We start from the raw sequence: 13727 nt of genomic DNA, 5'->3' as shown, positions 1-13727 counted from the left end.
GCTGCCCGGCCCGCCCGTGGTCGTGAGGTGTCAGCTCGCCAGTGCCGTCATGGCGGCCTCGCGGACCGCCACCACGTCCATCCGCGCGGGTGAGCCGAGGACCGATCCGCAGCTCTCCGGCCGGGGCGGAAGGGACGCGCCCTGCGCGACCTCCACCAGCCACCGCCGCCCGTCGGCGTGGGCGACGGTCACTTCCCAGCGGGGAGCCGCGCCGTCGGTCCGTACGACGCTCAGCGCCTGCGCGGCGTACTCGCCCACCGCGCGCCGGACGGCCAGTTCGGCGCTCTGGCCCGGCCGCTCCCACGCGGAACCGCCACGGCAACCCTCCACGACGATCCGGCCCTCCCGCGCGCTGTGCAGCACCTCCTTGACGAGGTGCGCCTCCGCCCGGCCGTAGGCGTAGCCGTACGGCAGCACCAGCACGGTGGGGGAGAAGCGGTGACCGCCCAGGTGGGTGACCTCCCAGACGCCCTCCACCGCGGAGGCGGCCAGTTCGGCGGCGAGGGGCCGGCCGAGCAGCGCGCAGCAGCGGTCGCGTTTGCCGTTGGTGCAGACGAGGGCGAGCGGGTCGCCGTCGTGGGGCCGTCCGCCGAGTGCCCTGTCGAACGACTCGGGCTCGCCCCGGCCGAGCGCCGCGAAGTCGAGGTCGAGCAGGCGCCGGGGGTCGGCGGTCGTGGCGGCGTGCAGCCACACGTTGCCCGGGACCGTGTGGGCCACGTACACCCGCCGCGTGGCGGGCATCCGGCAGTCCGCGTGCCGCCCGGGACGGCGTATGAGCACGACGCGCACCCCGGTGTCCTCGGCGGCCGCCTCCAGGGCGCGGCCCAGTGCCGGGTCGAGGTGGCTCGAGGTGAGCGCCTTGGCACCCCAGGGGCCGGGCTGCTCCAGCAGCAGCCAGGTGCTTGCGGTGGCCGCGGTTCCCGCGATCGGCTCGTCGAGCGAGCGGGAGACGGTTGAGCACGTACTCACAGAGGTGAGCCTAACCTGACTTGGTCATCCGTGGCGTGTCGGCCCACCCGTGTGTGGCTCGGGCAGCGGACGGGGCGGTCGCGGCCCCGTGTACTGACCGCTGGGGCGCATGCGCAGCGGGCGCTCGCCGTACTCCTCCAGCGCATGGGCGATCCATCCGGCCGTACGGGCGACGGCGAAGATCGTCTCGCCCGCGCCGGCCGGCATGCCGGAGGAGGCGGTGAGGACGGCGAGGGCCAGGTCGACGTTGGCGTGCAGAGGAGTGTCGCGGGCGGCGGTGGCCACGATGTCGCGGGCGGCGGCCAGGGCGGGCGCGGCCTGCGGGACCTCGTCCAGCAGGGTGAACAGGGCCCGCGCGCGGGGGTCCTCGCCGGAGTAGAGGCGGTGGCCGAGTCCCGGGATGCGGCGGCCGGCCCGCAGCTCGTCGGCGATCACGGGAGCGGCGTCGCCCTGGTCGAGCACCTCCAGCAGCAGCTTGTGCGCCAGGCCGCTGGCCGCGCCGTGCAGCGGTCCCTCCAGCACGCCCAGGCCCGCCGAGACGGCCGCGTAGACGTGCGCGCGTGCGGACGCGGCGACGCGGACGGCGAGCGTGGAGGCGGCCAGGTCGTGGTCGACGAGCAGCCCGAGGGCCGTGTCGAGGACGCGCAGGTACGCCTCGTCGGCCTCCCGGCCGGTGAGGCGGTTCCAGAGCCGGTGGGCCAGCGGGCCGGTGTCGCGGTGCCGGCCCGGCACCACCGGCGGGAGGGCGGCGACGAGGGTCGGGATGAGCGTGCGGGCCGTGCCGAGCACCGCCTCCTCGGAGAGGTCGAAACGCAGCGGGTCCGCCGTGGCGGCGGCGATGGCCGCGACCCGCAGGCGGTCGGTGGGCGTGGCGTGTTCGGGCAGGGCGTCGACCGCGCGCCGGGCCACGGCGACGGGCGCGTCGGGCGCCACGAACTCGGCACCGGGGCGGAGCCGGGCCGTCCACAGCCACTCGGCGACCTCCTCGTAGGTGTGCCGGGTGGCGAGGTCGACGGCGTCCACGCCCCGGAAGTAGTACCGGTCGCTGCCGATCAGGGTGAGACGGGTCCGTACGGACAACTCGCCACCGAGTCCGCCGGAGCCGCCGGAGCCGACCGATCCGCCGGTGCCGACCGATCCGCCGGAGCTCTCACCGCCTCCGAAGCTGCCGTCACCGGCCGGACGGCCCGCGTCGGCCGAACTGCCGGCTGCCCCGCGCCTGTTGCGGCGCGCGAGTGCCTCCACCTCCGCGGCGTCGAAGGTGCTTCCGCGGCCGCCGGGCGTCCGTCGGCTGCCGAGCAGGCCCCGGCTCACGTACGCGTACACGGTCTCCGGCTTCACGCCGAGCAACTCGGCGGCCTCCCTGGTGCTCAGGCGCCGTTCCGGGCCGACGGGGGAGGGGTCTTGATCGCGCATGGGGTCACGGTATCCGTCCTGCCTCGCACCGACCGAAGCGTTGATTCAATCAATTAAATCAATATTGACAGCTTGATGGTCAACGATGGACAGTCGAATCAAGTTCGAGGAGGACATCATGACTGTCAATGGGGCTGGAGCCGCTCGGATCGAGGTGCCGCGAGGGCTGGCCGGCGTCGTCGTCGCCGACACCCGGATCGGTGACGTCCGGGGAGCCGAGGGCTTTTACCACTACCGCCAGTACTCGGCCGTCGACCTCGCCCGGTCGCGCGGCTTCGAGGACGTGTGGCACCTGCTGGTCCAGGGCGAACTGCCGGACGCCCGCCGCGCCGCGGCGTTCGCCGCCGAGACCGCGGCGCTGCGCGGGCTGCCCGGAGAGGTGCGGGACGCGCTGCCCGCCGTGGCGGCGGCCGGCGGACGCTCGGGCCCGCTCGCCGGCATGCGCACGGCGTTGTCCCTGCTCGGTGCGGCCAAGGGCTTCCGGCCCGTGTACGACATCGACGCCGACCGGCGCACCCGGGACACCCTGGAGGCGACCGCGGCCGTACCCACGCTGCTCACGGCGCTGTACCGGCTGGGCCAGGGGCTGGAGCCGGTCGAGCCGCGCGAGGACCTGTCGTACGCGGCGAACTACCTGTACATGTTGACGGGGACGGAGCCGGACGCCGAGCGGGTGCGGGCGATCGAGCAGTACCTGATCTCCACCATTGACCACGGTTTCAACGCGTCCACGTTCACGGCGCGGGTCATCGCGTCGACGGGGGCGGACGTGGCGGCGTGCCTGGCCGGGGCCGTGGCCGCGTTGTCGGGTCCGCTGCACGGCGGCGCCCCGAGCCGGGCACTGGACACGCTCGACGCGATCGGGACACCGGAGCGCATCGACTCCTGGGTCCGTGAGCACGTCCTCGCGGGCGAGCGGATCATGGGCTTCGGGCATGCGGTCTACCGCACGGAGGACCCCCGGTCACGGATGCTCCGCGAGGTGGCCCAGCGGTTCGGCGGGCCCCGGGTCGCCTTCGCCGTGGAGGTCGAGCGGCGGGTGGAGGCGATCCTGGCGGAGCTGAAGCCGGGCCGTGAGCTGCACACCAACGTGGAGTACTACGCCGGTGTCGTCATGGAACTGTGCGGCGTGCCGCGGGAGATGTTCACGCCGACGTTCGCGGCGGCGCGCGCGGTCGGATGGAGCGCCAACATCCTGGAACAGGCGCAGGACTCGAAGATCATCAGGCCGGTGGCCCGGTACGTCGGCGAGGGAGCCCCGGTGGCGGTGCCGGACGTCGCCTGACCGGAGCGAAGGCCCCTGGAGCGGTCCGCCGGACGATTCCTCGGGGCCTTCCGTGGTTCTTGCGCCTGCCGACCGCCTGCCGACCGCCTGCCGACCACCTGCCGACCACCTGCGGACCGCCTGCCGACGGGGCCGGCGGGCGCAGGTCCGCGCAGGTCCGCACAGGTCGGCGCCTCGCCCAACGGCTGCCGCACGGATGCCGCCCAGGGCCGCGTTCACTCCGACCGTCGTTCCGGTCGCTCGTATCCTGGTGCGTCAGTCAGTCTTCGGTGCGCACGCCGCGAGTGGGCCGGTGTGCGCACAGGTGTGAGAGGGGTCGCGTGTCGGAGCGGAGCAGCGGACGGCAGATTCCGGTGGTGGTCCTGGCCGGATTTCTCGGCTCGGGGAAGACCACCCTGCTCAACCATCTCCTCCACCGCAGCGGCGGCAGCCGCATCGGTGCGATCGTCAACGACTTCGGAGCCATCGAGATCGACGCCATGGCGGTGGCGGGTGCCCTCGGCGACTCGACCGTGTCGCTCGGCAACGGCTGTCTGTGCTGCGCCGTCGACAGCAGCGAACTGGACGTGTACCTCGAACGGCTCGCCAGGCCCTCCGCCGGGATCGACGTCATCGTCATCGAGGCCAGCGGACTGGCCGAACCGCAGGAACTCGTACGCATGCTGCTCGCCAGCGAGCACCCGGGGATCGTGTACGGCGGGCTCGTCGAGGTGGTGGACGCCGCCGAGTTCGACGCCACCCGGGCCCGGCACCCGGAGATCGACCGGCACCTCGGCCTCGCCGACCTGGTGGTCGTCAACAAACTGGACCGGGCGGCGGACGCCGGGCGCGTACTGGGCCTGGTCCGGTCGCTCGTGGACCGTGCGGCCGTGGTGCCCGCCTCGTACGGCCGGATCGACCCGGAGCTGCTCTTCGACTGCCGGCCGAGCGAGGAGCGCATCGGGCAGTTGTCGTTCGACGACCTGCACGACCACGACCACTCGGAGAACGCGGAGACCGCGGAGAATGCGGAGAATCCGGCGGACGGTCACGGCGGGCATCTGCACGCCGCGTACGACAGTCTCTCCTTCGTCTCCAGGCGTCCGTCGGACCCGCGCCGGCTGATGCGGTTCCTGGACAGCCGGCCCGCCGGGCTCTACCGGATCAAGGGCTATGTCGACTTCGGGCCGTACGACGTCCGCAACCGGTACGCCGTGCATGCGGTGGGCCGGTTCCTGCGGTTCTACCCGGAGCCCTGGCCGGCCGGCGAGGAGCGGCTCACGCAGCTCGTGCTCATCGGGGCGGGCATCGACACCGCCGCCCTGCGCACGGAGCTGGAGGCGTGCGGAAGCGACGGCGCCTCGCACACCGACGAGCACGCCATGTGGGGCGTCCTGCGCTACGTCCAGGACCCCGAGGATCCCGCCGACACCGAGGACGTGTCGGCCTTCGAGGACGCCTCGGAGTCCGAGGACCCGTCGGCTCCGGACGTCCACGCCGCCCAGTTCTGAAGGCCCCGGCCACCTCCCGAAGGCCCTCGGACCCCGACGGCTCCTCCGATGCCGAAGAGTCGGAGGAGCCGTCGTAGCAGCAGGAGCCGCGGTAGCCGTGGCAGCCGCGGGAGCGGGCGGAGCCGCAAGACCCCGCGTCCGGACCTGGAGCCAGACCTAGACCGGGCCCGCCACCACCGACACCGTCTTCGCCAGGGACACGCCCGAGCCGTCGCGGCGCGGGTCGGGTTCCGGAAGGTCCACCGCGGCGCCGTTCTTCTGGGCGGCACGGGCCGGGGCCGGGCCCGCCCAGGCCAGGGACAGGCAGTCCTCGCCCTTCAGGAACCGCTGGCAGCGCACACCGCCGGTGGCCCGGCCCTTGCGCGGGAACTGGTCGAACGGGGTCAGCTTGGCCGTCGTCTGCACGGAGTCGTCCAGCGTGCCGCGCGAGCCCGCGACCGTGAACACCACCGCGTCCACCGCCGGGTCGACCGCCGTGAAGGAGATGACCTTCGCGCCGTCGGTGAGCTTGATGCCCGCCATGCCGCCCGCGGGCCGGCCCTGCGGACGCACCTGCGACGCCGGATAGCGCAGCAGTTGCGCGTCGTCGCTGATGAAGACCAGGTCCTCGTCGCCGGTGCGCAGTTCGACCGCGCCGACGATCCGGTCGCCCTCCTTGAGCGTGATGACCTCCAGCTCCTCCTTGTTGGACGGGTAGTCGGGCACCACGCGCTTGACGACGCCCTGTTCGGTGCCGAGCGCCAGTCCGGGCGACGACTCGTCCAGGGTGGTCAGGCACACCACCTCCTCGTCGTCCTCCAGGGACACGAACTCGGCCAGCGGCGCCCCGCCCGAGAGGTTCGGCGTCGGCATGACCTCCGGGAGTTGCGGCAGGTCGACGACGTTCAGCCGGAGCAGCCGGCCGACCGAGGTGACCACGCCGATCTCGCCGCGGGCCGTCGCCGGCACCGCCGAGACGATCACGTCGTGCTTGACGCGCTTGGCGCCGGCGCTGTCGGCGAACGGCTCGTCGGTCGCCGTACGGGCCAGCAGGCCGGTGGAGGACAGCAGCACGCGGCACGGGTCGTCCGCGACCTGCAGCGGAACGGCGGCGGCCGGCGTACCGGCGGACTCCAGCAGGAGCGTACGGCGGTCGTTGCCGAACTTCTTGGCCACCGCGGCCAGTTCGGAGGAGACCAGCTTGCGCAGCTCCGCGTCGGAATCGAGGATCCGGGTCAGCTCCTCGATCTCCGCGTTCAGCCGGTCCTTCTCCGCCTCCAGTTCGATCCGGTCGTACTTGGTGAGGCGGCGCAGCGGCGTGTCCAGGATGTACTGGGTCTGGACGTCGCTGAGCGAGAAGCGCTCGATCAGGCGCTCCTTGGCCTGCGCGGAGTTCTCGCTGGAGCGGATGAGGCGGATCACCTCGTCGATGTCGACCAGGGCCGTGAGCAGGCCCTCCACCAGGTGGAGGCGGTCGCGCCGCTTGCCGCGGCGGAACTCCGAACGCCGCCGTACGACGTTGAAGCGGTGGTCGAGGTAGACCTCCAGGAGTTCCTTGAGGCCCAGGGTGAGGGGCTGGCCGTCCACCAGGGCGACGTTGTTGATGCCGAAGGACTCCTCCATCGGCGTCAGCTTGTACAGCTGTTCCAGCACCGCCTCCGGCACGAAGCCGTTCTTGATCTCGATGACCAGGCGCAGGCCGTGCTCGCGGTCGGTGAGGTCCTTGACGTCGGCGATGCCCTGGAGCTTCTTCGAACCGACCAGGTCCTTGATCTTGGCGATCACCTTCTCCGGGCCGACCGTGAAGGGCAGCTCGGTGACGACCAGGCCCTTGCGGCGCGCCGTCACGTCCTCCACCGTGACCGTCGCGCGGATCTTGAACGTGCCGCGGCCCGACTCGTACGCGTCACGGATGCCGGACAGACCGACGATCCGGCCACCGGTGGGCAGGTCGGGGCCCGGGACGTGCTTCATCAGGGCGTCGAGGTCGGCGCCCGGGTGCCTGATGAGGTGGCGGGCGGCCGCGACGACCTCCCGCAGGTTGTGCGGCGGCATGTTGGTGGCCATACCGACGGCGATGCCCGACGCGCCGTTCACCAGGAGGTTCGGGAACGCGGCGGGCAGCGCCACCGGTTCCTGCTCCTGGCCGTCGTAGTTGGGCGCGAAGTCCACGGTGTCCTCGTCGATGGACTCCGTCATCAGGCTCGTCGCCTCGGCCATCCGGCACTCGGTGTACCGCATGGCGGCCGGCGGGTCGTCGTTGCCCAACGAGCCGAAGTTGCCGTGGCCGTCGACCAGCGGCACCCGCATCGAGAACGGCTGCGCCATGCGCACCAGGGCGTCGTAGATCGACGCGTCGCCGTGCGGGTGCAGCTTGCCCATGACCTCGCCGACGACGCGCGCGCACTTCACGTAGCCGCGCTCGGGCCGCAGGCCCATCTCGTTCATCTGGTAGACGATGCGCCGGTGCACCGGCTTGAGGCCGTCGCGCGCGTCCGGCAGGGCGCGGGAGTAGATGACCGAGTACGCGTACTCGAGGAAGGAGCCCTGCATCTCGTCGACGACGTCGATGTCGAGGATCTTCTCCTCGTACGAGTCGTCGGGCGGCGGGGTCTTCGTGCTGCGGCGGGCCATCGCTGCCGGCTCCTTGCTGAAGCGTGTGACGGGATCTGACGCGGACCATTGTGGACCGTCGCACTGACAAGCGGGACCAGGACCCGGCTCTGGCCGTCCGGCGGGAGCGGCGGGCGTCGGCGGGAGCAGGCTACGCGGGTCCGTGCGACCGGTCCCGCGCGGGGCGGACGGACACCGGGGGGAACCGGGCCGGGGGTTGGGCGCGCGGCGCGGCCCTCGCGGCGGGTGCCTCCCCCGCTCGGGACGGCCCCGGCTCCCGTTCACGCCGCCCACAACCACCGCCGGACAAGCCCCCCCGCGCCGCCCCACCGGCCCTGTCCCACTCCAGGCGCACACACGCCCCCGCTCCGCTCCCGCGCACCACCGCGCACACCGGCACCTCTGGCCCCACCGGGTTCTCGCTCTCGGCGTAGCCACCCCGGGCCGGGAACTTCACCGGCCGTCCGCACGCTTGCATACAGTGGCAGGACCGGCAGAAACGGCGGTCTTGACGACCGCCTCCGCGATCGAAGGGACGTACATGCCCATGGGTCACACGGCCACAGCCCAGGCAGGCTCCGGCGGCCTGACAGCGACCGAGCACCGCCTGGCCAACGGCCTGCGCGTGGTGCTCTCCGAGGACCACCTGACCCCGGTCGCCGCGGTGTGCCTCTGGTACGACGTGGGCTCGCGTCACGAAGTCAAGGGACGTACCGGCCTGGCTCACCTTTTCGAGCACCTGATGTTCCAGGGGTCCGCCCAGGTGAAGGGCAACGGCCACTTCGAGCTGGTCCAGGGCGCCGGCGGCTCCCTCAACGGCACCACCAGCTTCGAGCGCACCAACTACTTCGAGACCATGCCCGCCCACCAGCTGGAGCTCGCCCTCTGGCTGGAGGCCGACCGCATGGGATCCCTGCTGACCGCCCTGGACGAGGAGTCCATGGAGAACCAGCGCGACGTCGTCAAGAACGAGCGCCGCCAGCGCTACGACAACGTCCCCTACGGCACGGCCTTCGAGAAGCTGACCGCGCTCGCCTACCCGGAGGGCCACCCGTACCACCACACGCCCATCGGCTCGATGGCGGACCTGGACGCGGCCACCCTGGAGGACGCGCGCCAGTTCTTCCGCACCTACTACGCGCCGAACAACGCCGTGCTCTCCGTCGTCGGCGACATCGACCCGGAGCAGACGCTCGCCTGGATCGAGAAGTACTTCGGCTCCATCCCGTCCCACGACGGCAAGCCCGCACCGCGCGACGGCTCGCTGCCCGACATCATCGGCGAGCAGCTGCGCGAGGTCGTGGAGGAGGAGGTGCCCGCGCGGGCACTGATGGCCGCCTACCGGCTCCCGCAGGACGGCACCCGCGAGTGCGACGCGGTGGACCTGGCGCTCACCGTCCTCGGCGGCGGCGAGTCCTCCCGGCTCTACAACCGGCTGGTACGGCGCGACCGCACGGCCGTCGCCGCCGGATTCGGCCTGCTGCGGCTGGCCGGGGCGCCCTCCCTGGGCTGGCTGGACGTCAAGACGTCCGGCGACGTGGAGGTGCCGGTCATCGAGGCCGCCATCGACGAGGAGCTCGCCCGGTTCGCCGAGGAGGGCCCCACGGCCGAGGAGATGGAGCGCGCCCAGGCCCAGCTGGAGCGCGAGTGGCTGGACCGGCTCGGCACGGTCGCCGGCCGCGCCGACGAACTCTGCCGGTACGCCGTGCTGTTCGGCGACCCGCAGCTCGCCCTGACCGCCGTACAGCGTGTCCTCGACGTGACGGCGGAGGAGGTCCAGGCGGTCGCCAAGTCCCGTCTGCGCCCCGACAACCGCGCGGTGCTCGTCTACGAGCCCGTCGCCCCCGAGGCCGACGACACCGGGGAAGCCGAGGACACCGAAGCAGCCGCCGCAGTCGCCGGCACCGACGAGAACGAGGAGACGGCGAAGTGACCGAGCTCGCCACGATGGACTTCCACCCGCAGCCCCAGGCGGGCGAGGCAAGGCCCTGGGCCTTCCCGGCCCCCGAGCGCGGCACGCTGGACAACGGCCTGACCGTGCTGCGCTGCCACCGCCCCGGCCAGCAGGTCGTCGCCGTCGAGGTGCTCCTCGACGCGCCGCTGGAGGCCGAGCCGGCCGGGCTCGACGGCGTGGCCACGATCATGGCGCGGGCCTTCTCCGAGGGCACCGACAAGCACTCCGCCGAGGAGTTCGCCGCCGAACTGGAGCGCTGCGGCGCCACCCTGGACGCGCACGCCGACCACCCCGGCGTCCGCCTCAGCCTGGAGGTCCCGGCCTCCCGGCTCGCCAAGGGACTCGGGCTGGTCGCCGACGCCCTCAGGGCACCGGCGTTCGCCGACAGCGAGGTCGAACGGCTGGTCCGCAACCGCCTCGACGAGATCCCGCACGAGCTGGCCAACCCCTCCCGCCGGGCCGCGAAGGAACTCTCCAAGGAGCTGTTCCCGGCGAGCTCGCGCATGTCGCGGCCGCGCCAGGGCACCGAGGAGACGGTCGAGGGCATCGACTCCGCCGCCGTACGCGCCTTCTACGAGAAGCACGTGCGCCCCGCCACGGCGACCGTCGTGGTCGTCGGCGACCTCACCGGCGTCGACCTGGACGCGCTGCTCGGCGACACCCTGGGCGCCTGGACCGGTTCGGCCGGCCGGCCGCGGCCCGTTCCGCCCGTGGTCGCCGACGACACCGGCCGGGTCGTGATCGTGGACCGTCCCGGCGCCGTCCAGACGCAGCTGCTCATCGGCCGCATCGGTCCCGACCGGCACGACCGCGTGTGGCCCGCGCAGGTCCTCGGCACGTACTGCCTCGGCGGCACCCTCACCTCCCGCCTGGACCGCGTCCTGCGCGAGGAGAAGGGCTACACCTACGGCGTACGGTCGTTCGGACAGGTCCTCAGGTCGGCCCCGGACGGCACCGGCGCGGCGATGCTCGCCATCAGCGGCTCCGTCGACACCCCCAACACCGGTCCCGCCCTGGAGGACCTGTGGACGGTGCTGCGCACGCTCGCCGAGGAGGGACTCACCGACGCCGAACGCGACGTCGCCGTGCAGAACCTCGTGGGCGTGGCGCCGCTCAAGTACGAGACCGCCGCGGCCGTCGCGAGCACCTTGGCCGACCAGGTCGAGCAGCACCTGCCCGACCACTACCAGGCCGACCTGTACCGGCAGTTGGCCGCGACGGGCACCGTGGAGGCCACCGCGGCCGTCGTCAACGCCTTCCCGGTGGACCGGCTGGTGACCGTCCTCGTCGGGGACGCCGCGCAGATCAAGGCGCCCGTGGAGGCCCTCGGAATCGGCGCCGTCACCGTCGTGCCGGCCGAGTAGCGGACCGCCGCCGGCACAGCCGGGCGACAGGCCCTGGTGGCACGTACGTCACCAGGGCCCGCTTATGCCCGGATTGAGGCGGAGGCTGCCCGTCTGCCCTGTGGCATGCGCTACAAAAACCCCGATGCGTTTGGGGATTGGAGGACCGCCCGCTTAGCGTCTTCCGGGCTGTTCGTCGGGCAGTGCGCCGCACCCGCGGCACCGGACAGCCATCGCCGAGTCCCCGTACGGCGCGAGCCAGGGGAGCCGGGGACCCACGCAGTCCCTGGGGTGAATCGGACGCCCGCGCGTGTCGCGAGGGGGTCCGTAGGAGACCTTCCTGCTCCGAACCCGTCAGCTAACCCGGTAGGCGAGAGGGAAGGAAAGGACAAGCCTGTTCATGGCGTTCACCCGCGCCACCGGGAAGCACCGCCGCCCCAGCCGCACGCAGCGCGGCACCGCCCGCGCGGCGGGCGTCGCGGCCCTCGCCGGCACCGGCGTCGTCGGCTCCCTCGCGGCCCCCGCGCTCGCCGCCCAGCCGGCCGCCGCGCAGACCGGCCTCACCCCCGTCGTCTCCCTGGGCGACACGGTCGCCGACCGGATCGACGCCCAGGCCGCCGCCCAGCACGAGGCCGCCCGGCAGGCCGCCGAGGCCGCCGCGCGGAAGGCGGCCGAGGAGGCCGCGCGCAAGAAGGCCGCCGAGGAGGCCGCCGAGGCCCGCGCGGAGAAGGAACGCGCCGCGCGCGAGGCCGAGCGCAAGCGCCTCAACACCTTCGTCTCGCCGATCGCCGGCTCCTATGTGTCGACCGGCTACATGAGCGGCGGCGCCGTCTGGTCCTCCGGCAGCCACACCGGTGTCGACTTCCACGCCGCCGCCGGCACCCCCGTCCGGTCCGTCGGCGTCGGCACCGTGGTCGAGGCCGGCTGGGGCGGCGCGTACGGCAACCAGGTCGTCATCAGGATGAACGACGGCACGTACACCCAGTACGGCCACCTGTCGTCCATCGCCGTCTCGGTCGGGCAGCAGGTCACCGCGGGCCACCAGATCGGCCTGTCCGGCGCGACCGGCAACGTCACCGGCGCCCACCTGCACTTCGAGGCCCGTACGACCGCCGAGTACGGCTCCGACATGGACCCCGTCGCCTACCTGCGCGCGCACGGCGTCAGCATCTGACCGCCCGCCGGCCGCCACGGCGGACCGCGCGCACCCCGGCCGCAGAAAGCGGCCGCCCGCACCTCCCGGGATGCCCCGGCTCACCCGAGCCGGGGCATTCGGCGTTCACCGGCACACCGATGTCCAAAAAACAGGCATGAATTCTCGGCCGCCGTCGGAAAACGACGCCGATTGCAATAGAGTCACGGAACACACGTCGATCTTCGACGTTTCACGGGGATGAAAGCCGGAGGTCGGTCATGCGTATTCCCGCGCACTCGGTGTGCACGGCGATCCGGGACGACATCGTCGCGGGCGTCCACGAACGCGGCAGCCGGCTCACCGAGGAACTCCTCGCCCGCCGTTACGGCGTCTCCCGCGTCCCCGTCCGCGAGGCGCTGCGCACCCTGGAGGCCGAGGGCTTCGTGGTGACCCGGCGGCACGCGGGCGCGTGCGTCGCGGAGCCCACCGAGCAGGAGGCGGCCGATCTGCTGGAGATGCGGCTGCTCCTCGAGCCGCTCGGCGCCTCCCGTGCGGCGCAGCGCCGCACGGAGGCCCATCTGAAGGTGCTGCGCGGTCTGGTCCGGCTGGGCCAGGAACGCGCCCGGCAGGGCAACAGCGACGACCTGCGCTCCCTGGGCGGCTGGTTCCACGAGACGCTCGCCCAGGCCTGCGGCAGCCCGGCGCTGACGGCGACGCTGACCCAGCTGCGGCACAAGATCGCCTGGATGTTCGTCGTCGAGGGACCGGCCGACCCGGTCGAGTACTGGGCGGAGCACGGCGCCATCGTGGACGCCGTGGCGCGCGGCGACGCCGACCGCGCCCGTGCCGTCACGGCACAGCACACCGAGCGTGCGAGCGCCGCGCACCGCCCGCGCTCCGCCACCGGCGCCGCCCGCGCGGACCGTGTGAGGAATCCGCAACATCCCGTAAACATTCCGAGCCTGCGCCATTAACACGGGTGCCGTATACAAAAGCGAGCGCAATTGTCGGGCGCTATTTCCTGCTGCCCGTAAAAGCAAAAAGAAAGGCCCGCCCGATGGTCCGGGCGGGCCTTTCACTGCTCTGCGGCGGACATCGGCGATGCGATGGACGCCGCGACCGTCACGAGACGGAAAGCGTGCGGATCAGACGGTCTCGGGAAGTTCCTCGAGGCCCTCGGAGACCAGCTTCGCCAGACGGTCGAGAGCGGCGTCCGCGCCCTCCGCGTCGGAGGCGAGGACGATCTCCTCGCCGCCCTGGGCGCCCAGGCCCAGGACGGCCAGCATGGAGGCCGCGTTGACGGGGTTGCCCCCGGCCTTGGCGATCGTCACCGGGACGCCTGCGGCCGTGGCGGCTCGGACGAAGATGGAGGCGGGGCGGGCGTGGAGACCCTCGGCCCAGCCGACGTTGACGCGGCGCTCAGCCATGTGTTGCTGCCCTTCGCTGTTCAGGGTTGTCTAGACCAGTTTCCCACATCGTGAAGCCTGCCCGGAGCGGCATCCGCCGCACCCGGGAGACCGGCCGGACCGCGGCCTCGGCCCGG

Annotated in this window: 10 protein-coding genes and 1 riboswitch; of the genes, 6 read left to right on the top strand and 4 right to left on the bottom strand. The window is 72.8% G+C overall.

Annotated features, from left to right (window positions below; all coding sequences use genetic code 11):
• Positions 1–30: 30 nt before the first annotated feature.
• Together FGW31_RS08210 and FGW31_RS08205 are read right to left on the bottom strand one after the other, a co-directional pair.
• Complete coding sequence (locus FGW31_RS08210) at positions 31–969, bottom strand: sucrase ferredoxin (protein WP_142192710.1); 939 nt, start codon at positions 967–969, stop codon at positions 31–33.
• A 24-nt stretch (positions 970–993) separates the two neighbouring features.
• Positions 994–2385, bottom strand: a complete 1392-nt coding sequence (locus FGW31_RS08205) for a citrate synthase (protein ID WP_142192709.1) — start codon at positions 2383–2385, stop codon at positions 994–996.
• Between the two features lie 118 nt (positions 2386–2503).
• Between FGW31_RS08205 and FGW31_RS08200 the strand changes: the two genes are divergently transcribed.
• Together FGW31_RS08200 and FGW31_RS08195 are read left to right on the top strand one after the other, a co-directional pair.
• Positions 2504–3670, top strand: a complete 1167-nt coding sequence (locus tag FGW31_RS08200; RefSeq protein WP_142192708.1) for a citrate synthase — start codon at positions 2504–2506, stop codon at positions 3668–3670.
• A 320-nt stretch (positions 3671–3990) separates the two neighbouring features.
• Entirely contained in the window at positions 3991–5160 is a 1170-nt protein-coding gene (locus FGW31_RS08195) for a CobW family GTP-binding protein (RefSeq protein WP_142192707.1), read from the top strand.
• A gap of 156 nt (positions 5161–5316) precedes the next feature.
• On the opposite strand, the gene FGW31_RS08190 is transcribed toward FGW31_RS08195, so the two are convergent.
• Entirely contained in the window at positions 5317–7773 is a 2457-nt protein-coding gene (locus FGW31_RS08190; RefSeq protein WP_142192706.1) for a DNA gyrase/topoisomerase IV subunit A, read from the bottom strand.
• Between the two features lie 520 nt (positions 7774–8293).
• On the opposite strand from FGW31_RS08190, the gene FGW31_RS08185 reads away from it, so the two are divergent.
• The 4 genes from FGW31_RS08185 (at position 8294) to FGW31_RS08170 (ending at position 13158) form a co-directional block, all read left to right on the top strand.
• Positions 8294–9685: a M16 family metallopeptidase gene (locus tag FGW31_RS08185; protein ID WP_182675083.1), complete on the top strand. Its 1392-nt coding sequence runs from the start codon at positions 8294–8296 to the stop codon at positions 9683–9685.
• Entirely contained in the window at positions 9682–11070 is a 1389-nt protein-coding gene (locus FGW31_RS08180) for a M16 family metallopeptidase (protein ID WP_142192704.1), read from the top strand. Before FGW31_RS08185 ends, FGW31_RS08180 begins: the two co-directional genes overlap by 4 nt.
• 203 nt (positions 11071–11273) lie before the next feature.
• Positions 11274–11437, top strand: a riboswitch (cyclic di-AMP (ydaO/yuaA leader).
• Between the two features lie 12 nt (positions 11438–11449).
• A complete protein-coding gene (locus FGW31_RS08175; protein ID WP_142192703.1) occupies positions 11450–12223 on the top strand; it encodes a M23 family metallopeptidase in 774 nt (257 codons plus the stop codon).
• 239 nt (positions 12224–12462) lie between these two features.
• A complete protein-coding gene (locus FGW31_RS08170; RefSeq protein WP_142192702.1) occupies positions 12463–13158 on the top strand; it encodes a GntR family transcriptional regulator in 696 nt (231 codons plus the stop codon).
• 171 nt (positions 13159–13329) lie between these two features.
• On the opposite strand, the gene FGW31_RS08165 is transcribed toward FGW31_RS08170, so the two are convergent.
• Positions 13330–13611: an HPr family phosphocarrier protein gene (locus FGW31_RS08165; RefSeq protein WP_014675499.1), complete on the bottom strand. Its 282-nt coding sequence runs from the start codon at positions 13609–13611 to the stop codon at positions 13330–13332.
• Positions 13612–13727: the final 116 nt, after the last annotated feature.

This window comes from Streptomyces calvus (assembly GCF_006782915.1).
GTDB classification, from domain to species: Bacteria; Actinomycetota; Actinomycetes; order Streptomycetales; family Streptomycetaceae; genus Streptomyces; species Streptomyces calvus.
This window is presented reverse-complemented; position numbering and strand designations above follow the sequence as displayed.